Annotated in this window: 20 protein-coding genes, 1 tRNA gene and 1 pseudogene; 17 read left to right on the top strand and 5 right to left on the bottom strand. The window is 33.9% G+C overall.

Annotated features, from left to right (window positions below; genetic code table 11):
* The first annotated feature begins 185 nt into the window (after window positions 1–185).
* The 5 genes from I862_RS04785 (at window position 186) to I862_RS04765 (ending at window position 3,481) form a co-directional block, all read left to right on the top strand.
* Entirely contained in the window at window positions 186–1,106 is a 921-nt protein-coding gene (locus I862_RS04785) for a complex I NDUFA9 subunit family protein (protein WP_052646459.1), read from the top strand.
* 67 nt (window positions 1,107–1,173) lie between these two features.
* Window positions 1,174–1,530 carry an NADH-ubiquinone oxidoreductase subunit NDUFA12 family protein gene (locus I862_RS04780; RefSeq protein WP_038539487.1) on the top strand — a complete coding sequence of 119 codons (357 nt, stop codon included), beginning with the start codon at window positions 1,174–1,176 and terminating at the stop codon, window positions 1,528–1,530.
* Between the two features lie 14 nt (window positions 1,531–1,544).
* Entirely contained in the window at window positions 1,545–2,057 is a 513-nt protein-coding gene (gene mlaD / locus I862_RS04775) for an outer membrane lipid asymmetry maintenance protein MlaD (RefSeq protein WP_052646458.1), read from the top strand.
* The gene (locus tag I862_RS04770) at window positions 2,038–2,514 is read left to right on the top strand and encodes a DUF2155 domain-containing protein (RefSeq protein ID WP_038539483.1); all 477 of its coding nucleotides are present in this window, start codon (window positions 2,038–2,040) and stop codon (window positions 2,512–2,514) included. Before mlaD ends, I862_RS04770 begins: the two co-directional genes overlap by 20 nt.
* A 139-nt stretch (window positions 2,515–2,653) precedes the next feature.
* Window positions 2,654–3,481 (top strand): ankyrin repeat domain-containing protein, encoded by an 828-nt coding sequence (locus I862_RS04765; RefSeq protein WP_038539479.1) that lies wholly within the window; start codon window positions 2,654–2,656, stop codon window positions 3,479–3,481.
* A gap of 23 nt (window positions 3,482–3,504) precedes the next feature.
* Here the strand turns inward: I862_RS04765 and gshA are convergent, their stop codons facing one another.
* From gshA to I862_RS04750, 3 genes are read right to left on the bottom strand one after another with little or no spacing between them, the layout of a single operon-like run.
* Entirely contained in the window at window positions 3,505–4,692 is a 1,188-nt protein-coding gene (gene gshA / locus I862_RS04760; protein ID WP_052646456.1) for a glutamate--cysteine ligase, read from the bottom strand.
* A gap of 28 nt (window positions 4,693–4,720) precedes the next feature.
* Window positions 4,721–5,449 (bottom strand): RsmE family RNA methyltransferase, encoded by a 729-nt coding sequence (locus tag I862_RS04755; RefSeq protein ID WP_038539476.1) that lies wholly within the window; start codon window positions 5,447–5,449, stop codon window positions 4,721–4,723.
* Between the two features lie 23 nt (window positions 5,450–5,472).
* On the bottom strand, window positions 5,473–6,609 hold the full coding sequence (locus tag I862_RS04750) for a D-alanyl-D-alanine carboxypeptidase family protein (RefSeq protein WP_052646454.1): 1,137 nt from the start codon (window positions 6,607–6,609) through the stop codon (window positions 5,473–5,475).
* Between the two features lie 360 nt (window positions 6,610–6,969).
* Here I862_RS04750 and I862_RS04745 point away from each other — a divergent pair, with 360 nt between their 5' ends.
* From I862_RS04745 to I862_RS04720, 6 genes are all read left to right on the top strand, one after another.
* Window positions 6,970–7,437, top strand: coding sequence for a hypothetical protein (locus I862_RS04745; RefSeq protein WP_038539473.1), 468 nt, complete (start codon window positions 6,970–6,972; stop codon window positions 7,435–7,437).
* 250 nt (window positions 7,438–7,687) lie between these two features.
* Window positions 7,688–8,395, top strand: a complete 708-nt coding sequence (locus I862_RS04740; RefSeq protein ID WP_038539470.1) for a hypothetical protein — start codon at window positions 7,688–7,690, stop codon at window positions 8,393–8,395.
* Between the two features lie 31 nt (window positions 8,396–8,426).
* Window positions 8,427–9,092 (top strand): outer membrane protein, encoded by a 666-nt coding sequence (locus I862_RS07875; RefSeq protein ID WP_158499271.1) that lies wholly within the window; start codon window positions 8,427–8,429, stop codon window positions 9,090–9,092.
* 192 nt (window positions 9,093–9,284) lie between these two features.
* Entirely contained in the window at window positions 9,285–10,244 is a 960-nt protein-coding gene (locus tag I862_RS04730; protein WP_038539468.1) for a PhoH family protein, read from the top strand.
* A complete protein-coding gene (gene ybeY / locus I862_RS04725; RefSeq protein WP_052646450.1) occupies window positions 10,231–10,767 on the top strand; it encodes an rRNA maturation RNase YbeY in 537 nt (178 codons plus the stop codon). The genes I862_RS04730 and ybeY overlap by 14 nt, the downstream gene beginning before the upstream one ends.
* 21 nt (window positions 10,768–10,788) lie before the next feature.
* Window positions 10,789–11,661 carry a hemolysin family protein gene (locus tag I862_RS04720; RefSeq protein ID WP_052646448.1) on the top strand — a complete coding sequence of 291 codons (873 nt, stop codon included), beginning with the start codon at window positions 10,789–10,791 and terminating at the stop codon, window positions 11,659–11,661.
* A gap of 355 nt (window positions 11,662–12,016) precedes the next feature.
* Here the strand turns inward: I862_RS04720 and I862_RS08765 are convergent.
* Window positions 12,017–12,252, bottom strand: a pseudogene (locus I862_RS08765) (DUF1653 domain-containing protein).
* Window positions 12,253–12,379: 127 nt separating this feature from the next.
* Entirely contained in the window at window positions 12,380–15,292 is a 2,913-nt protein-coding gene (gene uvrA / locus I862_RS04715; RefSeq protein WP_052646446.1) for an excinuclease ABC subunit UvrA, read from the bottom strand.
* A 317-nt stretch (window positions 15,293–15,609) separates the two neighbouring features.
* Between uvrA and I862_RS04710 the strand changes: the two genes are divergently transcribed.
* The 6 genes from I862_RS04710 to I862_RS04685 all read left to right on the top strand — a co-directional run bounded on the left by I862_RS04710 (window position 15,610) and on the right by I862_RS04685 (window position 20,926).
* Window positions 15,610–16,113 carry a hypothetical protein gene (locus tag I862_RS04710; RefSeq protein WP_038539465.1) on the top strand — a complete coding sequence of 168 codons (504 nt, stop codon included), beginning with the start codon at window positions 15,610–15,612 and terminating at the stop codon, window positions 16,111–16,113.
* A 103-nt stretch (window positions 16,114–16,216) separates the two neighbouring features.
* On the top strand, window positions 16,217–16,696 hold the full coding sequence (gene greA / locus I862_RS04705; RefSeq protein WP_038539462.1) for a transcription elongation factor GreA: 480 nt from the start codon (window positions 16,217–16,219) through the stop codon (window positions 16,694–16,696).
* An 11-nt stretch (window positions 16,697–16,707) separates the two neighbouring features.
* Window positions 16,708–16,784, top strand: a tRNA-Arg gene (locus tag I862_RS04700).
* A gap of 209 nt (window positions 16,785–16,993) precedes the next feature.
* Window positions 16,994–17,590, top strand: a complete 597-nt coding sequence (locus tag I862_RS04695; RefSeq protein WP_038539458.1) for a retropepsin-like aspartic protease family protein — start codon at window positions 16,994–16,996, stop codon at window positions 17,588–17,590.
* 61 nt (window positions 17,591–17,651) lie between these two features.
* Window positions 17,652–20,213, top strand: coding sequence for a hypothetical protein (locus tag I862_RS04690; RefSeq protein ID WP_038539455.1), 2,562 nt, complete (start codon window positions 17,652–17,654; stop codon window positions 20,211–20,213).
* Window positions 20,213–20,926 carry a 3-deoxy-manno-octulosonate cytidylyltransferase gene (locus I862_RS04685; RefSeq protein ID WP_038539452.1) on the top strand — a complete coding sequence of 238 codons (714 nt, stop codon included), beginning with the start codon at window positions 20,213–20,215 and terminating at the stop codon, window positions 20,924–20,926. Before I862_RS04690 ends, I862_RS04685 begins: the two co-directional genes overlap by 1 nt.

Raw genomic sequence — 20,926 nt, 5'->3', positions numbered from 1 at the left:
TAATTAATTTAACTCTTGAATACTAACCAATTTAAAATATAAATACCATAAATAGCAATATTCAAAAGGCAAAAAAGCACCCAAATAAATTTGACTGTTACTATTATCTTTAATAGGGTAGAAAGTAATTTGCAAGGTGTAGATTATATTAAACAAAAACTTATTTATTTTTTTAACATAAAATTATGAAAAAAATTGGTATAAATGATACAATAACTATCTTTGGTGGTAGCGGCTTTATCGGAAGTTATATTGTAAAAGAATTAGCTAAGACGGGGGCTAAGATAAAAATAGTTTCTCGTAAGCCTGAAGAGAATAATCAGCTGAAAGTTTGCGGTTCAGTCGGGCAAATTGCTTTTGTTAAAGGGGATATTAAAAGTTTTAAAGATATTGAAAAAAACGTTGAAGGTTCAACCTTCGTAATAAATATGGTCGGGATATTATTTGAGAGTGGCAAGCAGAAATTTAACAAGTTACATTTAGAAGCTGCAAAAAATATCGCTTTATCCTGTTCTAATAATGGTATAAGAAGATTAATACATTTTTCAGCGCTGGGAGTAAATAGGAATCATACTTCTAAATATGCCTCAACTAAGCTTGAGGGTGAAAAAGCTGTGCTTCAGACATTCCCGAATTCAGTAATTATTCGACCAAGCGTAGTGTTCGGAAGAGAAGATAACTTTATAAACATGTTTGCAAAACTTGTTGCCGTATTCCCTGTTATTCCTTTAATCGGCGGCGGCCGAACCAGGTTTCAGCCGGTTTATGTTTCGGATGTTGCTAAAGCTGTGGGGAGATGCTTAGTTAAGGATAATATTTGCGGAAAAGTTTTTGAGTTGGGAGGGTCAAAAGTTTATACCCTACGAGAGATATATGAATTAATATTTAAATTGATCGGCAAAAAAAAGCCGTTGGTAAGCATCCCATTCATATTTGCTAAAGTTATGGCTACGGTTTTAACTTTATTACCTCGGCCATTACTTACTTGTGACCAAGTTGAGTTACTTAAAACCGATAATATTATAGTAAAAAATAAGAACGGTTTTGAAGAATTAGGCTTAACCCCAACCTCAATGGAGGCAGTTTTATCCGAGTATATCAGATAACTAAATTGACTTATTCTCCGGGCAATAATATTATTATATTAATAAAGAGAGGAAATATAATTTTTCTATGAATTTGACAATTTGGATTTATACAAAGCTTTTTGGAAAGTATAGGGGGGAGGATCAATTCGGTAATCGATACTATGAATCAAAACGTTTTCATAGAGATTTTAACAGAAATGACCGTTGGGTCTATTACAAAGGTATACCTGAACCTTCGAAGGTTCCCCCCGTGTGGTATGGTTGGTTGCATTATCAATCGGATGATGTGCCGCAAAAAGATAAAAAATTATATAAATGGGAAAAAGAAAAAGTACCAAATTTAACCGGTACGGAGTTTGCATATTATCCAAGCGGACATGTTTTAGGTGACGGAAAAAGAAGAAAGGCGACCGGCGATTATGAAGCCTGGAAACCAAATTAATAACGGGAGAGGAAATGTCTAAGAATATTTTTGAAACAGTGGTCGGGTTTATAGTGCTTGCAGTTGCAGTAGGCTTTATAATAATCGCCTATAAAAGCGGCAGTATTAATTATAAGGATATTAAAGGTTATAAGGTAACTGCTCAGTTTACCAGGATTGATGGTATTAATATCGGAAGTGATGTTAAATTAAGCGGGGTTAAGGTCGGTAATGTTATCTCTCTTAGGTTGGATCCGAAAAGTTATAATGCAGTAATTGAGCTCGTTATAAATAATAATTATAAGCTTCCCGTTGATAGTTCAGCTGAAATTATCGGTAATGGTTTGTTGGGTGATAAGTATATTTCACTTGCCCCCGGAGCGGATGAAGAATTGCTGAAAGAAGGCGGTAGAATCGAATTCACTCAACCTGCTATTAGTTTTGAAAGCTTAATTGCCAAGTTTATTTTCGGTTCCACGGATAGTAATAAGAAACAAAAGGATACTAATAATTCTTCGGATACTTCGCATGCTACAAATCACAGCTAAATTTTTAGCTTTTATTTTTATTTTTTGGAATACTGTATTTGCGGCTGAAAGTAATGACAGCACTCTTGTAAAAAAAATAGATGAATCAATATTTAGTGCTCTGGATAAAGAGAGCGCGGAGGAGATAGAAAGACAAGGAGTAATGGGGAGCTTCTATAATACAGCTCAAATTAACATTGTCGATAAAAAAATGGGTAAGATGGATGTTGTAACGGTTAATCTCCAAAAACCTATCATGTTTAATGATGAAATTGCTATTAGAGTTCTTAGCTGTTGGAAGGAGAATGAAAAAAAACTTTTACCTGATAGTAAAGCATGGATTGAATTTTATACGGTTTCCAAGCAAAATGAGTTGGATAAGCAGTTTAGCGGTTGGATATTTTCTAATAATGCAGGGATTTCAAAATACTTTAATGAAAAGTATGAGTTTATCCTTAGTGATTGTATAGATAATTAGATCTTATTTGATTTGACATATTTTATATTCGAAAAAAATGTAATTTAATAATAAATTTTCCTTACCACAATATTTCTTTAATATACTTGTGCTATAATGCTTGCTTAAAAGAATCTTATACTTTTTAGAGTGTATTAAAATGAAGCAAAACACACCAAGAGATGACTATATTGAAATATTGGAAAAAGAAAATCCCACTACAAGAGACTTTATATATTTCTTTTTAATCAATGAAGAAAATAAAAGCTATATTAATGAATGCAATAGCAAAGGTTACACAGCATTACATAAAGCAGCAACACTAGATAATGTAACGCTTATTGATAGCCTATTAAATACCGGGGCTGTGGTAAATGCCGGAGCTCATGATGGTACAACACCTTTACATTTGGCGGTACTTAATAACAAATTAGACATAGCAAAAGGACTTATTAAAGAGGGAGCTAATATCTTTTCAGAAACGAATAGTGGGGAGATACCTTTATACTATGCAATTTCCAATCAAAATTTGCCTATTGTTAAAATGCTATTGGAATATGAATGCATTGATATTGATAGATATAATTATTATTTAAGTAATGCATTAGAAAGAGCCAAACTAGAAGGTGCAGGAGAGATAGCTGAATTTTTAAAAATAAGGTTGGAAGATAAAAATTTAAGGCCGTTAAAAAAGGTTAAAACAGATCATATGCAGCCAAACATTACTATTGAGCAAGGAGATTGGTTAGGGGAGTGCGTTATGAGCCGAGTTAATGATTTTGAAGACTGGAATGAAGTTATAGTTCAGCAATTCAGACTACCTCAAGATGATTGTGAAGTTATAATTATAAACGGCTCAGATACGGAAGAAGCTCTCACCTATACAGGATCAAATAAACGCAAGCGCGGAGAAGAACAAACTTTTACAGAAAAATTAGAAAAGGAGAGAAATTTACCTCAGGATGAAAAAAGAGGTAGGGGTACTTAGTTTCAACAAGTAATATGTATTATTCATTCATAAACACTTGCAAGCAAAGCAAGCTCAGCGACTAATGCTTCAGAGTTATATATAAAATCGCTATTACAAGTAAAGCTGGCATTTGGAGAATTCAAATTAGTTAAGTGATCGCGCGATGAATTGATTCTTCTGATAAAGCTCACTATATTACCATTGACTGCATATGCGATATTTTCATAAGGAGATGAGTTGAGGTTATGGATAGTGGGTACACCTTCTTGAATAATAATTTCACGATTAAGTACGCCTTCTTTTATAACATCCATGGAGTGACGCTTTTTTTTATTAATATTTAGTATATCATCACCGCTACTTGCAATCATGATGCCCATCCCGAATGTTCCGTTATCAGCTTTGATGAAAACATACGGGGGTGAGGTTATCTGATATTCTTCATATTTTAATTTAATTTGTTCAATTATATTATTAACCAATAATGCAGCTTTTTCTAAGCCTACTTTATTCCGGAAATCAATATTTTCGGCTTTTGCAATGTAGGTGGAAAGCAGCCACGGATCCAAAGAAAACTCCCGACAAAATTCTTCAACAATTTTATTATAAGTAGTGAAGTGAGTAAATTTTCTCCGCTTATGCCATCCTTTATTTAGTTCAGGTATAATAGGTTGAGATATATTTTCTATAATTTCCGGAACTCCGCCGGTAAGATCGGTATTTAAAATAATTAAATCCGGTTTCCAGTTTTGCTTAATATATATTGTATTTTGATGACGAGTAATAGGATTAAGTGTAATTACTGAGGATGCGTTATATTCTTGAATCTCCGTAATATGCGGTGACCCGAATTCCACCGCTATATCGTTAGAAGCTACTATGTTTTTTAATGCCAGCAAATTTTCAAAATAGTTTTGGTTGCGGGTAAAATTTTCAGGTATGATAAGTATCTTACTTGGCTTGGTTTTTTTAAAAATTTCCGCAAATTCTGCTTTAGCATTTTGTAGCCCGTGTATATCCAGGTTATTAAAACCTGCCGGGAAGAGGTTGGTATCTACGGGCGCAACCTTAAAACCTGAGTTTCTAACATCTACAGAGCCGTATAACGGCCTTTTATTTTCTTTATAATTTGAAATTATCCACTCTTTCATTTGAGCAGACTTATCAGCTACTGCTTTGTTTAGATATTCTGATATTTTTAAATGTTTATTATCTTCTGTCCTCTGCACTTTTTAAACCTTTAGCTTATCAAATTATTTATTTCCAGTTATCCATTATTGTATTATAGCAACTTATTGCGGCAATGCCGGCTGTCTCCGCACGCATTATTCGTCTTCCAAAATTAACAGTAACTGCATAGTCCAAGCTTTTTATAAGATCAGCTTCTTCAGAGCTAAACCCGCCTTCAGAGCCGATTAGTATACAATTTCCGGTTTGTTTTAACTTGCTTTTTAATGGTTGAACCCCTAAGGGGTCAGCTTTCTCATAGCAGAATATTAGGTTACCGTCAAAAGGTTTGCATTTCACAAAGTCGGCAAGATTTTGCATAGGATGAATTTTAGGTATACATAATCTTTCTGATTGTTCCGCGGCTTCAATAGCGTTTTTATTAAGTTTTTCCAAGTTTATTTTGTTTATCACTGTGCGTCTTGAAGTAATAGGCCAAATCTCCGTTACTCCTAATTCGGTTGCTTTTTGTACGATAAAGCTTGGTGTAACATTTTTAACCGGACAAAATGCAAAGTGTAAAGGAGCTTGGTTTGTTTGAGAGGCTAGTTGTTTTACTAAATTGATTATAACGTGTTTCTTGCTGATCCCGGTTATAGTTGCTTCCCACTCTCCGTCTTTTCCGTTAAAGACTCTCAATAGCTTATGAGTTTTGCATCTTAAAACATTGCTTAGGTAATGCGATTGCTCTTCATTTAAGTTAATATTTTCCCCTTCCGTTAATAGATGTTCAATAAACAACCTGGTTCTGAGAGACATATACTCCTATACAATTTTCTAAGTTAAATTCTGGCTTTTTTAGACTTATTATTTTTAGAATCTTGCCCAATGCTTTGAATACTTAATGGATTAATATCTTTAATTTCATTTTGAGCTATAAGCTGTTTGGATTTTTTAGTTTTTAATAAGTGAGCAACTTTCTTGCTATCTAAACTTGCGGTTTTTATCGGCTCAATATTATCAACTATGCTGAAGATACTTTTGTGTGATGCTGCGGCATTGTTAGCAGCAACGAGAACCGGTGATTTTTTAATGCATTTAGGATTATAAATGCCTTTATTTTCAGAAAGATGACAAAAACCCAAATCCAGTATTTTTATCATATGATCATCCCTTATCTTTGCGTTTTCCCCACCGAAAACTACTCCTACCAAGTGACCATGAGGTTTTTTAGCCGTAGTGATTAGATTAAATCCTGAAGTTCTTATATAACCGGTTTTTAATCCTTCGGCACCGGCATATCTTTTAGTTACATGATTGTGGCCATTCAGTACTTTGCCTTTATAGGTAATGGTGGTTTTCGAAAAGAGCGAATAATACTTAGGAAACTTTTTTTTAAGAGCAAGCGCAAGCTTTGCCATATCGGTTGCGGTGGTATACTGATTTTTATCATGGCAGCCGTGTGCGTTTGCAAAATTGGTTCTGGTCATTCCCAAAGCCTTAGCTTTCTTAGTCATCATTTTAGCAAAACTCCATTGACTTCCGGCTATCGCTTCGGCAAGTACGGATGCGGAATCATTCGCTGAGATAACTATGGTGCTATATATGCAATCTCTAACCGTAATTCTTTCTCCCGCTTTTAGTCCTAACTTACGTGGAATTTCTCGGCTAGCCCGATCGGAAACGACAATTTGTTGATTCATAGTAAGTTTTCCGCTTTCTAAGGCTTCGAATGCTAAATAAACCGTCATTAATTTAGTTAGAGAAGCCGGATAGCGTAAATCATGCGCATTTTTTGAGTATATAACTTTCCCGGTTGCAGAATCTAAAACTAATGCCGCATATCTGGTTGAGCGTGTAATATCATTCGCATAGGCTGTAAAGGTAATGGAGTTAAAGATAATAATAAAAGCAATTAATAAACTTTTAAAACAGGCATAACGAAACAAACCTGCCGATCGAGATTTTTCGATTCCCATTTTCCCTTATCCTACCTCAAAACTTAACGGTTTTTAAATAATGTATATTTATAAGATATTAAGATATTTTTTTCAAAAGTAAAGTATGTTGTATCTAAGCTTTTACGGTTGGTTAGTATGTATTATAAGAGTTGAATTTTTAATAGTTTTTGGAGTAATAAAGTTTATGAAAAAATATTTTAAAAACCAATTTATTAAGCAGCTTCATAACTTTATATTAAAACTTCTTATTCTTTGTATATTTTTCATATAACAATATAATATTTAAATTAAAATAAAATATTGACATTTAAGTTTAATTAACAGTAAGGTATGGGTAGTTTCAGTTGTTAAATTAACAGTAATTTAAGAGGTGAAGAAATGAGTACAACAAGTCCAAGTCCTTCGGCGGCAACTCCAGCTGTTTCACCGGTGCAAAGTCCAACTGTTTCACCGGTGCAAAGCCCAACTGTTTCGCCAGTACAGAATCAGCCGGAAATAATAGATTCAATAAAAATTGTAAAAATCAGTTTGCTTGAAGAATTATTCAAGTTAACAGGAAAGGGTTTTACTGTTGATGAAGCATTAAATTCACCTGATATCCCCATAAATTTTTTTAAAGAGAAGTTAAAAGAGGCTGATAGGTATGAAGAAGAGGTGGCGGCGCATAAGCAGCTAAGGGAAGAGTATGAATTATTTAAAGAAAAGCATTTCACGGAAAAAGGTTGGTATAAAAGAATATCAACAGAAAATGTGAAGTGTAAAAATAAGTTTGATGATTTAGTAGATAGGTTTGATGATTTAGTAGATAGATTTAACGCATGTGAGTGTGATTCGGGCTATGAATAATTTATTATTAAATTAATCCTATCTTTAAAAAACAACTTTGCTCGATAAGTGTTAAAAGAAATATTATGTATCCTATGTTATATGCATTTCTTAAAATTTTACCTCATGCGTGAAATTATTCTATAATTCACTTTTATTGATATTATATTTGGTATAAAAATTAAATATTAACAGTTAAGTTTTATTCGAGATATGGTGGTAGTCAGTTTTGAAGGTTAATGCAATTAATTAATAAATAAAAGAGGTATATATGAGTTTAAGAGATTTAGTTAAAGCAGCTCAACAACAGCCGGTAACTAACCAAAAAACACCAACGCCTGCTCCAACTTTAGGAAGTGCGGATATGAAGGATATACTTAAAATAGCAGCTGTACTACAAGCTACTGAAAGCTATAAAATAGCCGCTGATACTCTGACAGAATTAAATAATAAGCTTGTTAGCGAAGGGGTAACCTCTACTTCTGTTAATCAAAATAATATTGACCAAGTAATAAATGAACTAAACATTCTTAAAAATTATAAAAATGATGCGCAGCTATTAAGCACGTTTAATAGTAAACTTGCTAATCAAGGCTTTAATGCTATTAATTCAACAAACATAGTTGAAACAGTTAATACATTTAAAGCTTATCAAGTGAATTCCACTTTATTTAGTGAATTGAATGACAGTGCTTTAAAAATAGGTTTAAATGCACCTATAGACCAATATAATATAGATGACTCAATAAATACTTTAGGGCTTGAAAGTGCCAAGGCTGATGGATTTGATATTGCAACAAGGACTTCCGGCTTAAGAGGTAAAAATGATACCTTTGACCATATAGGATCCGTAGTTAAACAAACTTTAGATCATATAATAGATTATTGCACACCTAAACACGGAACAAATAATACTCTTTGTATTGATATCTGTGAATCAGGCTTTAATTTTAATAATGCCTGGGATGATTGTGCATAGAATAAAAAATGAATTTTATAAGGTAATAATAATGAGAAAAATAGTATATGGAGCAGTGATTGTATCTTTTTTGCCGCTATTGGCAAGCGCTGAAGCTAACCCTTATGTTCGGCTGGATTTAGGTGGAGCATTGCCGACAAAACTCAAAGGGGATGATTATGGTAGTAAAAAGCCAAGTAATTCTTTGGCTTTCGGTTTAGGAGCAGGTTATAAGTTTGATGAAAACTTTAGATTAGACCTTAATTACTTAAGAGCTAATAACTTTAAATTTTCCCATGATTTAACTATTGATAATGTAACTTCTGCTGTTAGCCAAAAATTTCATAGTAATATTGCAATGCTAAATGCTTATTTTGATGTTGGTAATTATAGTGGTTTTACTCCTTATTTAACTGCAGGTATTGGTATTGCACATAATGTCGCTAAAGATTATGAGGTTGCGATTAAGAATACTAATAGTAAATCATTACAGAAAGGCCATAAGAAAAATAACTTTGCCTGGAATATCGGAGCCGGCGCTAGCTTTCAATTGGTTGAAAATACCTATATAGACCTTGGCTATAAATTCTATCACTTAGGTAAGGCTACTACTTCCTCAACTTATTCAGCTAATGGTGGAGCAAGTACAGAAAGTACGCCAATTTCAACCAGCCTACGTGCTCATGCAGTGACCGTGGGTTTAAGGTATACTTTCTAAGTTAAAATAAAGGCTTAAATTTTTAAAAAAACTAAAGTGCGCTTAAGGAAAGATATTTACTTCTTATGCGTACTTTTTTATTTATGGCGGCATCCGGAATGCTTTCAAATGATTAATTTCAATATATAAAGCCTTGATAAAATTTTAAATTGCTTATAATGTAATCTTTATGAAATGTAGTAAAATTTATTGATGGAAACATCGGTTAGTTTAGTTTTTGATAATAACAGCTTATTGCCTATACTCTTCGGTGAGCAAAATAGTAATATAAAGTTCATAGAGCAAAGCTTGGCTGTACATATTTCTTCCCGAGGGAATTATCTTGCAATTACCGGTGATCAGGAAAGCTCAAGGCGTGCATCGCATACGATTGATTGGCTTTATGAGCGCATAAAAAATGGTATAAAAGAAGTAACTCAAGCGGATATAGAGGCAGCCATCCGCTTCACTATTGGAGTGACCGATCTTGAACAACTCAAGAACAAACAAAGAGTAGAGAGTAAGTACGCACTTAAAACCCGAAAAAAAGAAGTTATACCTTATAATAAAAATCAGCATGCATATTTAGAATTGCTACATACCAAGGATATAGTGTTCGGTATAGGTGCGGCAGGCACAGGGAAAACTTATTTAGCCGTAGCTGCTGCAGTTTCAATGTTTTTAAAAAAACAAGTTGAAAAAGTAATCTTGACTCGTCCGGCAGTGGAAGCAGGGGAGAAGTTAGGGTTCTTGCCGGGTGATATCAAAGATAAAGTAGATCCTTATCTAAGGCCGTTATATGACGCGCTGTTTGAAATGCTGCCAAGTGAAAATGTGGAAAGGTGTTTTGCCACCCAAGAGTTTCAAATTGCACCACTTGCCTTTATGCGTGGCAGAACTTTAAGTAATTCCTTTGTAATTTTAGATGAGGCGCAAAATGCAACTTCTCTTCAAATGAAAATGTTTTTGACTCGTTTGGGTTATGGCTCTAAAATGGTAATAACAGGAGATATAACACAGATTGATTTGCCGAAAACCATTGAATCCGGCCTTATTGACGCTACCAACCGCTTAAAAAATATACCTGAAATAGGTATAGTAAAATTTGGTAGTAGTGATGTAGTAAGACATCCTTTAACTTCGAAAATTATTGATGCATATGAGCAAAGCTGAAGAAGAACCCGATAGTATAAATTTCTCTAACATTGAAGTTGAATTGATCAACGACTCATCTTTATGGAATACACTTGATTGTGAGCCCGAAGATTTTATCAAGCAAGTTATAACTCATACACTCGTCGAACTTAAGCTCAATGAAACGAGCAAGAAAATTGAGATTTCCGTATTGCTTGCCGATGATGAAAAACTACAGGAACTAAATCGGCAATACAGAGATAAGGATAAGCCGACCAATGTACTTTCTTTCCCGAATTATGATTTAAAACCAGGCAACTACCTTAAAATTTTAAAGAAAGAAAAGGAAATATATTTGGGAGATATAGCATTAAGTTACACAACTATATATCACGAATCAATAGAGCAGGATAAACTTTTTATGCACCATTTAGCGCATATGCTTGTGCATAGCATGCTGCACTTAATAGGTTATGATCATGAGGATGAAAGTGAAGCCGAAAAAATGGAAGAGCTGGAAATAAAAATTTTAACAAAACTAAATATATCAAACCCTTATTAATATTAACAAATTAGAATCTATATGAATGAAATGAAAATTAAAGATGAATATCCAGGTAAAAATAATCACCGGCTTACTTTTAAATATTTTATGTTTCTACTGGCAAAAATAATCAAACCTAAAATGATTACCCTTGAAGAGTCGGTAAATGAATTAATAAAAGAACATGATCTTCAAGATACGATAAATTCCGAAGAAAAAGTAATGCTGCAAAACTTTGTAGATTTTAAAGACTTAAAAGCTTATGAAGTGATGATCCCGAGAACTTTTATTATCGGCATCACTGAAAATGCTACTTTTGAAGAATTAAAGCAGAAGTTCATTGAAGAAGAGCACACCAGAATCCCGGTTTTTAGAGAAAATCTGGATGAAATTATAGGTTTTGTCCATATGAAAGATTTTATCCTCTTCGTCGGCAAGGAAGAAGAATTTAAAATGGAGAAAGTTTTAAGAGAGTTGATTTATGTACCGCGCTCTATGAAATTGGTCGACTTATTAACTAAAATGCGCCAAGCACGAATACATATTGCAATTGTGCTTGATGAATACGGCGGCACGGAAGGGTTAGTCACTATTGAGGATTTGGTAGAAGAGATCGTGGGGGATATAAGAGATGAGCATGACGATAGTGAAGACCCGGAATTGGTAAAAATTGAAGGCGGCACCATTACTGTAGACGGCAAGGCGCGCATTGAAGAAATTGAAGAGAAATTCAAAGTAGATTTAGCTAAAGATGAAGATGATTTCGAAACTTTCGGGGGATTTATTCTGGCTTATTTAGGTAAAATACCCGCAATCGGAGAAAAATTCGATCATCCTTCCGGTTTACGGATAGAAATCATTGATGCAGATAAACGCAAAATCAAGAAAGCTAAGGTCAAGATTAAGGATTAGTTTATTTTATAACCTTTTATTTTTATATAAGGTATTCGGCTTAACTTGTTTTATAGTGAATTAAGTTGAATACCTAATGCATTTGTTTAAATATAATAAGCTAAGTTTAATATAACTATATAGCCTACCACTGAAAAATCAGATAATAAGATAGTAAGAAGCACGCGCCTTGTGCCACCATTTATGGCGCGTGCACTGTATAAATGACATAGTCATTTATACGCAAGCTTAGTTTGATTTTCTATAATTCAACTATACTTCCTATATGTAGGGTACCCAACTTAATTTACTATATAATTTTTGTACCCCGGTAGCTATAATGGTAAGCAGTAATAAAAAATCAGTGAACTCCGGGTTAATGCTTATCAAAATTGCCGGTATTAATTTCTTTAATAAATTTAAACCTCAACTGTTCTTCACCGTTATATACAACCTTTTCTTCAAACATGGGAAGAGAGGGCGAACCCAAAGGTTATAATCTCCGTATAAAGCTTGATAGATCACGTGCTTTTCAAGAGTTTCACTATGAATGCATACGCTGAGAACTTGATAATAATTACCTTTAAAATGCTGATATAATCCTAATTGCATAAAATAAAAACCATAAGTTTAGAGGCATATTTTTTAATAAATATAAATTATAAAAGCAATAAAAAACTTATTACTTCTATAATTAAATAATTAAGGGTTTTTAGTATGCGGTTAAAATAGTAGTACTTTAAATATTATTATTGGCATTTAAAGGGCTTCTACCGTTTACTAAATACGGTTTTAAATATCTGCCGGTAACGCTTTGTTCGCACTTAACCACTTCCTCAGGAGTTCCGACCGCAACAACATTACCACCCTTATCACCACCATAGGGGCCGATATCAATAATGTAATCCGCAGTTTTAATGACATCTAAGTTATGCTCAATAACAAGCACTGTATTTCCGGAATCAACCAGCTTATGTAAAACATCCAAAAGCTTTCTGATATCGTGAGTATGTAATCCCGTAGTCGGTTCATCTAAGATATAAAGTGTTCTTCCCGTAGACTTGCGTGAGAGCTCCTTAGCAAGTTTAACCCTTTGTGCTTCTCCGCCTGATAGAGTCGTTGCCGATTGGCCTACGCTCATATAACCTAACCCGACTTCTTTAAGTGCAGCAAGTTTTTCATAAATGAGCGGAACATTTTCAAAAAATATAGCAGCATCTTCAACATTCATGTTGAGTATATCAGCAATAGACTTTCCTTTATATGTAATCTCTAATGTCTCTTTATTATACCTTGCACCCTGGCATTCTTCGCATTTAACATATACATCAGGTAAGAAGTGCATTTCAATCTTGATAACCCCGTCACCTTCACAGGATTCGCACCGGCCGCCTTTCACGTTGAAAGAAAACCTGCCCGGCTTATATCCTCTGATTTTAGCTTCCGGAAGTGAAGCAAACCAATCTCTGATCGGGGTAAAAGCACCTGTATAAGTCGCCGGGTTTGATCTTGGTGTTCTACCGATAGGTGATTGATCGATTTCAATAATCTTATCTATATATTCAAGCCCCGTTATTTTATCATGCTCTCCCGGAGTTGCTTTAGCTCCATGAAGTTTTTTAACCGCAGCTTTATATAAAGTATGAATAGTAAAGCTTGATTTGCCGCTTCCAGATACGCCGGTAACAGTAATAAATGTACCGAGCGGAAAGCTAGCCGATATATTGTTAAGATTATTAGTTCTGGCTCCGGTTATCTCAATAAACTTATTAGGATGCCCAGGCCTCCTATTTTGCGGAACCGGTATAAACTCTCTGCCTGAAAGATATTTTCCTGTAATACTTTCTTCAGCATGAGCTATCTCAAGCGGGGTTCCGGCTGCAATTATTTTACCGCCGTGGATACCTGCACCTAAACCTACGTCGACTATATAATCAGCACACATCATGGTATCTTCATCATGTTCGACTACAATAACCGTATTGCCGAGGTCACGCAAATTGCGCAAAGTACTGAGCAGTCTTTCGTTATCGCATTGATGTAACCCGATAGAAGGCTCATCCAATACATAAAGTACACCACTTAACCCGGAGCCGATTTGAGAAGCAAGCCTAATTCTTTGGCTTTCGCCGCCTGACAAGGTTCCCGATTCTCGATTTAGGGTAATATATTCCAAGCCTACATCATATAAAAACCCTAATCTTCTTCTTACTTCTTTTAAAGCTCGTTCTGCAATTTGCTTGTGTGTAGAGCTTAATAAATTTTCAAGATTTTCAAACCATTTTATGGCATCGCTGATAGTAAGTTTACATACTTCACCGATATTTTTGCCCCCGATTTTTACACATAACGATTCTTGTTTTAGCCTATAACCGTTACAAGTACGGCAAGCTTTGCTACTTTGGTATTTTCTAAGATCTTCCCTAATAAATTCACTCTCGGTTCTTAAAACCCTCTCTTCAAGGTAAGGCATAACCCCCTCAAAAGGTTGAGTTATTTTAGAAGTTCTAAAGCCGTCATCATAAATAAAATCTAGTTCTTCCTCCTTAGAACCGTAAATGAGAACTTCCTGAATTTCAGGAGGTAAATCCTTGAAAGGCTTAAACATCGAAAATCCATAATGTTTGGCGATTGATTCTAAGGTTTGTTGATAGAATTTTGTTTCGCTGGTGCCGAATTTGTAATTAACTTTATGCCAAGGGGCGATAGCACCTTCTTTCAAGCTAAGTTCAGGATGAGGTACAATTAAACTTGCATCAAAAAATACTTCCGATCCTAACCCGTCGCATTTCGGGCATGCACCATAAGGACTATTAAAAGAGAAAATACGTGGTTCAATTTCCGTTAAAGTAAAACCTGAAATAGGGCAGGCAAACTTTTCAGAAAACACTATAACTTCACCCGGTTTACGGTTACTTTCTTTACCTTCCGGGATAGACACAACTTCAACAAATAAAATCCCTTCACTTAATTTTAGTCCTGTTTCAATGCTATCTGCCAGTCTATTACCTAAATTTTCATCAATAACCAGCCTATCAACTACTACCTCAACATCATGTTTTTTATTTTTATCCAGAATCGGTAATTCATCAAATTCATAGAGTATCCCGTCAACTCTAAATCTATCATACCCTTGTTTTTTAAAGGTTAGAAAATCTTTTCTATGTTCACCTTTTTGTCCTTTAATTATCGGGGCTAAGATATATATTTTAGAATCTTGAGGTAATTCTTTGACAATTTCAACCATTTGCGAAGATGTTTGTTTTTCAATTGGCTTGCCGGTTGCAGGAGAATAAGGTATCCCAATTCGAGCATATAACAGACGTAAATAATCGTAAATTTCAGTTGCGGTAGAGACGGTAGAGCGCGGGTTTTTTGAAGTGGTTTTTTGATCAATAGCAATTGCCGGAGAGAGACCGGTTATCGATTCGATATCAGGCTTGTTTTGCAGTTCGAGAAACTGCCTTGCGTAAGCTGATAAGCTTTCTACGTATCTTCTTTGGCCTTCTGCGTAAATGGTATCAAACGCTAGAGAAGATTTACCCGAGCCGCTAACTCCGGTAATTACAACCAACTGATTTCTTGGGATATCAACACTAACATTCTTTAAGTTATGCTCTTTAGCGCCTCTTACTGAAATAAACCCTTCCATTGCAACTAACCCTCAAAGTAATTTTTTAAGACTGTGATTATATACACTACTTCATCATATTCAACTGTTTAGAAAATGTTTATAATTTAAAAGAGTTAATCTTTATTTAAAACATTTTATCAACACAATATTAATGATTGTTTGCTCAATTTGTAAATAGAAAATGAAGTAAGGTAACGGTAAAATTTTTTACTCAAACTTTTTAATATTGGTATTATGAAATAATTTATAAAGCATTATAAAAAAACTTAGTGAAACTTTAATAATACTTCTATATATAACTTTCACATTAATTAAACTGTTAAGCAGATAGATATATGAAGGATTCAACTTTTAGCTTTCCGGAGCGTTTATTTACACACTATGTTTATAGAGAAGCATACCATTTATCAATAGATACGAAAAACTTTCAGCTATATATTGGCAGGAGAGAAGACCTCACTAATCTCATCCTAAAAAAAGACCAGGAAGAAAGAGAAGAAAGTCAAAGAATTATTGAAGAAAATCAAAGAGCCTCCAATAAAAAAAATGAAATTCGTGAAAGATTGTTAGAAAAGCACAATATTAGGCGAAATGCACAAGGCTTTAATTCTACGGCACATTATATATTTAATGCTTCGCAAGCTGTAGAATGGGATCCTAGTATTAAATTTTTACAACTAATGGATGAAAATGAAAAACCCGGTTTTGTCTCAAGAATAAAAAGAGCAAGGGAAGAAAAAGAGGACATAGAACAAAAAGATAATAAAGCTGGACGTGCTGAGAAAGAGCGTGAGAGAGGCAGCAACCATGATAGTAAAAGACTTTGTGTTACTAGATAATATAAAATTACTCATACTTTATGCAATATAAGTTTACTGATCTTGCATTTTATCATTTATAAATATAAAATGGTTGCGTTGAATTAAGTATAAAGAGTTAGTTATGTCGGATAAGTTTCCAATTACGCCTGAAGGATATGAAAAGTTAAACCAAGAATTAACTAAGCTAAAGTCCGTTGAGCGGCCTGCCATAATTGTTGCAATTGCTGAAGCGAGAGCGCACGGTGATTTATCTGAAAATGCGGAATACAGTGCGGCAAGAGAGAAGCAGGGGTTTATTGAAGCAAAGCTTGCTGATTTGGAAAGTAAGTTATCAAGAGCGGAAATTATTGATATTAAGTCTTTAAGCGGTGATAAAGTAGTTTTCGGTGCCACCGTGACTTTAGTTGATGAAGATACCGAAGAAGAGATGATATACAGAATCGTAAGTGATATTGAAGCTGATATTTCAAAAGGAGCTATTTCATTTTCTTCGCCGGTAGCTAAAGCATTATTGGGTAGAGATAAGGGAGAAACAGTAGAGGTTTATACTCCTAAAGGATTAAAATATTATGAAATACTGGATGTTCAATTTATTTCTTAAAAAGTTTCTAAGCATTCGTAGCTCAGCTGGATAGAGTGTTGCCCTCCGAAGGCAAAGGTCGCGGGTTCGAATCCCGCCGAATGCGCCATTTTTTAATTATTGGTTGTTAACCCTTTATTAATTATTAAAGAGTATATTTTTAAAGAAGTAGCTTCTTTTATAGTAAGTAAATAAGCTTATATATTATAACCATATACGGAAAGAGAGCTTTACTGAGAAAACAACGAAATCTCAGCGATTGCCTCAAAAGAGCAGATAGAGTAAGATATAATTTTACTTAACCGAGAAATAAAATGTATGCAGCATGAGAAAGTAGAAATAGTAAGAAGTATTTTAGTTTTAATGCTAATAATAGCTTCTTTTATTGCTGCAAAAAGATATAAGAATATTCCCTTATTAAAGTATTCCCTTTATTGGGTTGCTATATTTGTATTTTTCGGGCTTATTTATACTTTTAAAAATGTAGCATTTGAAGTTAAAGAAAAAATGGCTGCTGAGCTTATACCCGGATATGCAGTCGGCAGTGGGGGGCGGATGGTAGTTAAAAAAGCTGATAACGGGCATTTTTACTTATATCTTAATTTAAACGGTAAAACAGTTAGGTTTATGGTTGATACAGGTGCAACCAACGTTTCAATTTCTAAAAACTTAGCTCAAGAAATCGGAATTAATACCGAAGACTTGAAATTTATATATACTGCTTATACGGCAAATGGAGTGATAAGAACAGCTAATGCGATAGTTAGGGAAATTGGATTAGCTGATTTTAAATTAAATAATTTTATACTAAGTGTTAGTGATTATGATGAAACTATCCCTCTGCTTGGCATGTCTTTTTTAAATAAATTCAAATCATATGAATTTCAGGGAGATAACCTTTATCTCAAATACTAATTTATTTTATCTAAATTATTTAGTAACATATTTACAGAATAATTGTTTAGCAGCGTAGCTTGTGTTTAAATTGAGCAAAATAATTGCTATATTACTTTTACTAACTTTTGCTTTGGAAGTAAAAGCTCAAAGTCAGGAATCTTCCAACACGTTAGCACAAGAGGGGAAAGATAATGATTCCCGCTATATCTCAGTTAAGCAACAGCCATTTAAAGCAACAATAGAAATTCCCTTTAAAAAGGATTCGGCAGTAGCAGCCTACATAAGAGGGAATAAGCTTTGGATAATATTCGATGAATATAAAAAATATAATTATGATGAATTTGGATTAGAGAATAATAATTCTACGTTTAATAAAGATAATTATTGGATCAAATCTTTAAGTCAACAAGAGTTAGATCAAAATAATACTTTTTTAGTAGTAGATCTGTTTACAATATTCACGAAAACTCCGCAAATAAAACTTACCAATAATGATGGAAATTGGATTTTTGAGATAAGTGAAAATATATCTCAGTCGAATCCCGATATAAATGTGGTAAGTAAACCCAATGAGCTTCCTTTTTCCAGGGTTGAAATAGAGGTAGCTGAAAGCATTAATGCTATAGATTTTATTGACCCGTTTGTTGGGGATAACTTATTAATAGTGCCTATGAAAAGCTTTAAGCAAGTATCTAAGGAAAGAAGATTTGTTGATTTTAATATATTTAAATCAATTCAAGGAATTGCTATACGGAAAATTTCCGATGAAGTAGCTTATAGTGCAAACGGTGATGTGTTATATATTAGCTCTGATGATATTACGACGCTCTCAGCAAAAGTTATTCCGCCGAAATCAAAAGTTATTAAGCCTCTGCTTATTGATAAATTATCCGGATTAACCAGTCATGAGAAAGGTATTATAAATTTACGCCCTTATATGGTTAAAGATGCAAATTTTAATTATGAAAATTATAAATTAATGCATGGGTTAGGTGGGTTAAATAAAGACGAAAATGCAGCGGCTTATACTAAGCTCGCCTTACTTTATTTAGCAAATGACCTTTATAAAGAAGCTAATCTTATGCTCAAAATTATTAAGCAAAGTAATTATGATTATTCGTATAGCTATAAATTTAAGTTATTAGAAGTAATCATAAATTTCATGAATAAAAGATATGATGATGCTTTTATAGTAGTTAAGTCTATAGATACTACCGACATACCTATTAATTTTAGAGATGAAATAAGATTTTGGCAGTCAATTATTGCTTATGCTTCAGGTAACACTAAAGACTATATATTAAGTAACCGGGTGGGCAGCTTATTCGAAAATATATCGCTTAATTTTTTATCAGGGTATACTCCCAATATAATTACGGAATTAGCTATAATTACAATTGATAATAAAGTGGCAAACAAGCAATTTAAGGTAGCTGAGCAAATTGTAAATTCAGCTCTCGATACTAAAGGTATAAGCGAGCATTTAAAGAATAGATTAAATTATATTACCGCAAAATACTATCTCTCACAAAATCAGGAAAAAGTGGCTAATCCATATTTAGATGAATGTATTGCAAATGTATTTGATACATTGAATCGAACTTTGTGCAGATTTGAGAAAGTAAAATATCAACTTGACCATTCAAAGATAAATCCTGAAGAAGCAATTGATGAGCTTGATAAGTTGACTTATATTTGGCGCGGAGATCAGGTCGAAATAAATATATTGGACTACTTAGGGAATCTTTATAATAAAAATGATAAATATATAGAAGCATTAAAAACATGGAATAAAATTGCTAAATATTACCCGAACTCGAATAATACTATGGTAGTTCAACGTAATATGAGTGAAACATTTATTAAATTTTTCCTTAATAGCGGAGATGAAAAAATGGCTCCGTTGGAAGTTTTAGGAATCTTTTATGAATTTAAGGATTTAATTCCGCTTGGAGATACCGGAGATAAGATAATATCTAAGTTTATTGACAGCTTAATAAGGCTTGATTTACTGGATAGAGCGGCGGCAATTTTGAATTACCAGGTTTTAAACAGATTAACGGGTTTAGAAAGGGAAGAGGCAATTAATAAGTTGGCTAAGATAGATATAAATAATCTGAAACCTGAATTAGCTTTAGAAATTTTAGCATTGGGTGATAAAGATTTTCCTATGGTAAATGCATTAGTTGAAAGAAAATATATTAAGGCTGAAGCTTTATATTTAACCCGCAATTATAATCAAGCTCTTGATGATCTTAAGAATGACTATTCACAAAGAGCCGATGATATAAAAGCTGATATATATTGGGATTTACAATATTGGAACGAATTTAACAACTATTCCGAACCCTATTTATATTCAATAATAAATAAAAATGATCCGCTTTCCGAAAAAGAAGTAAAAAGAGTATTAAAGCAGGCTGTCTCCTATATCATAACGGAGAGAAAGGATTTGCTTGCAGAATTATATAAAAACTTTAAAGGTCGTATGCCACAAAATACCGCATATTCAAATGTACTAAAAATTCTTTCCGAGGCATTGCTTACCAAGCCGGGTAGTGGTATTATAGGTGCGCAAGATATTGCTAACTATAAAGCAATAGTTGATAACTTAGTACAACCTTCGGGGACAGTAAAATAATGAGCAAAAACTCTATAGTTATTATTCCGGCGCGTTTAGCTTCCACAAGATTACCGAACAAACCGTTGCTTGATATCGCCGGCAAGCCTATGATAATAAGAGTTGCTGAACAAGCGCAAAAATCCGGAGTAGGGGAGGTATTGGTAGCCTGCGGTGACCAACAGATTTTTGATCTGGTTAAAGCACATAATTTTAACGCAGCAATGACGGACCCGAATCTTTCCAGCGGGAGTGACAGAGTTTATGCTGCTTACAAGCAATTAAATCTAAAACATGAGTTTATAATTAACTTACAAGGAGACTTACCTACGGTTTCACCTGAGTTAATAATTAAAATAAATGACGATTTAATTAGCTCAAAAGCTGATATAGCAACTGCTGCAGCTAAAATTACCGATGAAGAAGAAAAAAACAATCCTAATGTTGTGAAAGCGGTTATCGGGTTTAATATGAGAGCTTTATATTTTACCAGAAGTGCCTGCCCTTGGGGAGAGGGGGATTTATATCATCATATCGGCATTTACGGTTATAAAAAAGAAGCACTGGAACAATATGTTAACTTCCCGCCTTCACCTTTAGAAAAGAGGGAAAGACTTGAACAGCTGAGAGCATTGGAAAATGGGCTTTCGATAAGCGTAAGTGTTGTTGATTCAATTCCGATCGGAGTGGATACTAAAGAAGACCTGGAAGCGGCAAGAAGGTCATGTATATAA

The organism is endosymbiont of Acanthamoeba sp. UWC8 (assembly GCF_000730245.1).
Lineage (GTDB): Bacteria > Pseudomonadota > Alphaproteobacteria > Rickettsiales > Midichloriaceae > Jidaibacter.
This window is presented reverse-complemented; position numbering and strand designations above follow the sequence as displayed.

Coding starts and splice junctions, on each gene's coding strand:
- I862_RS04720 (WP_052646448.1), top strand. CDS start 10,789: ATGAATGAAATGAAAATTAAAGATGAATATCCAGGTAAAAATAATCAC.
- I862_RS04710 (WP_038539465.1), top strand. CDS start 15,610: ATGAAGGATTCAACTTTTAGCTTTCCGGAGCGTTTATTTACACACTAT.
- I862_RS04785 (WP_052646459.1), top strand. CDS start 186: ATGAAAAAAATTGGTATAAATGATACAATAACTATCTTTGGTGGTAGC.
- I862_RS04685 (WP_038539452.1), top strand. CDS start 20,213: ATGAGCAAAAACTCTATAGTTATTATTCCGGCGCGTTTAGCTTCCACA.
- I862_RS04765 (WP_038539479.1), top strand. CDS start 2,654: ATGAAGCAAAACACACCAAGAGATGACTATATTGAAATATTGGAAAAA.
- I862_RS04740 (WP_038539470.1), top strand. CDS start 7,688: ATGAGTTTAAGAGATTTAGTTAAAGCAGCTCAACAACAGCCGGTAACT.
- I862_RS04750 (WP_052646454.1), bottom strand. CDS start 6,609: ATGGGAATCGAAAAATCTCGATCGGCAGGTTTGTTTCGTTATGCCTGT.
- I862_RS04730 (WP_038539468.1), top strand. CDS start 9,285: ATGGAAACATCGGTTAGTTTAGTTTTTGATAATAACAGCTTATTGCCT.
- I862_RS04755 (WP_038539476.1), bottom strand. CDS start 5,449: ATGTCTCTCAGAACCAGGTTGTTTATTGAACATCTATTAACGGAAGGG.
- I862_RS04780 (WP_038539487.1), top strand. CDS start 1,174: ATGAATTTGACAATTTGGATTTATACAAAGCTTTTTGGAAAGTATAGG.
- I862_RS04745 (WP_038539473.1), top strand. CDS start 6,970: ATGAGTACAACAAGTCCAAGTCCTTCGGCGGCAACTCCAGCTGTTTCA.
- ybeY (WP_052646450.1), top strand. CDS start 10,231: ATGAGCAAAGCTGAAGAAGAACCCGATAGTATAAATTTCTCTAACATT.
- I862_RS04695 (WP_038539458.1), top strand. CDS start 16,994: ATGCAGCATGAGAAAGTAGAAATAGTAAGAAGTATTTTAGTTTTAATG.
- greA (WP_038539462.1), top strand. CDS start 16,217: ATGTCGGATAAGTTTCCAATTACGCCTGAAGGATATGAAAAGTTAAAC.
- I862_RS04770 (WP_038539483.1), top strand. CDS start 2,038: ATGCTACAAATCACAGCTAAATTTTTAGCTTTTATTTTTATTTTTTGG.
- I862_RS07875 (WP_158499271.1), top strand. CDS start 8,427: ATGAGAAAAATAGTATATGGAGCAGTGATTGTATCTTTTTTGCCGCTA.
- uvrA (WP_052646446.1), bottom strand. CDS start 15,292: ATGGAAGGGTTTATTTCAGTAAGAGGCGCTAAAGAGCATAACTTAAAG.
- mlaD (WP_052646458.1), top strand. CDS start 1,545: ATGTCTAAGAATATTTTTGAAACAGTGGTCGGGTTTATAGTGCTTGCA.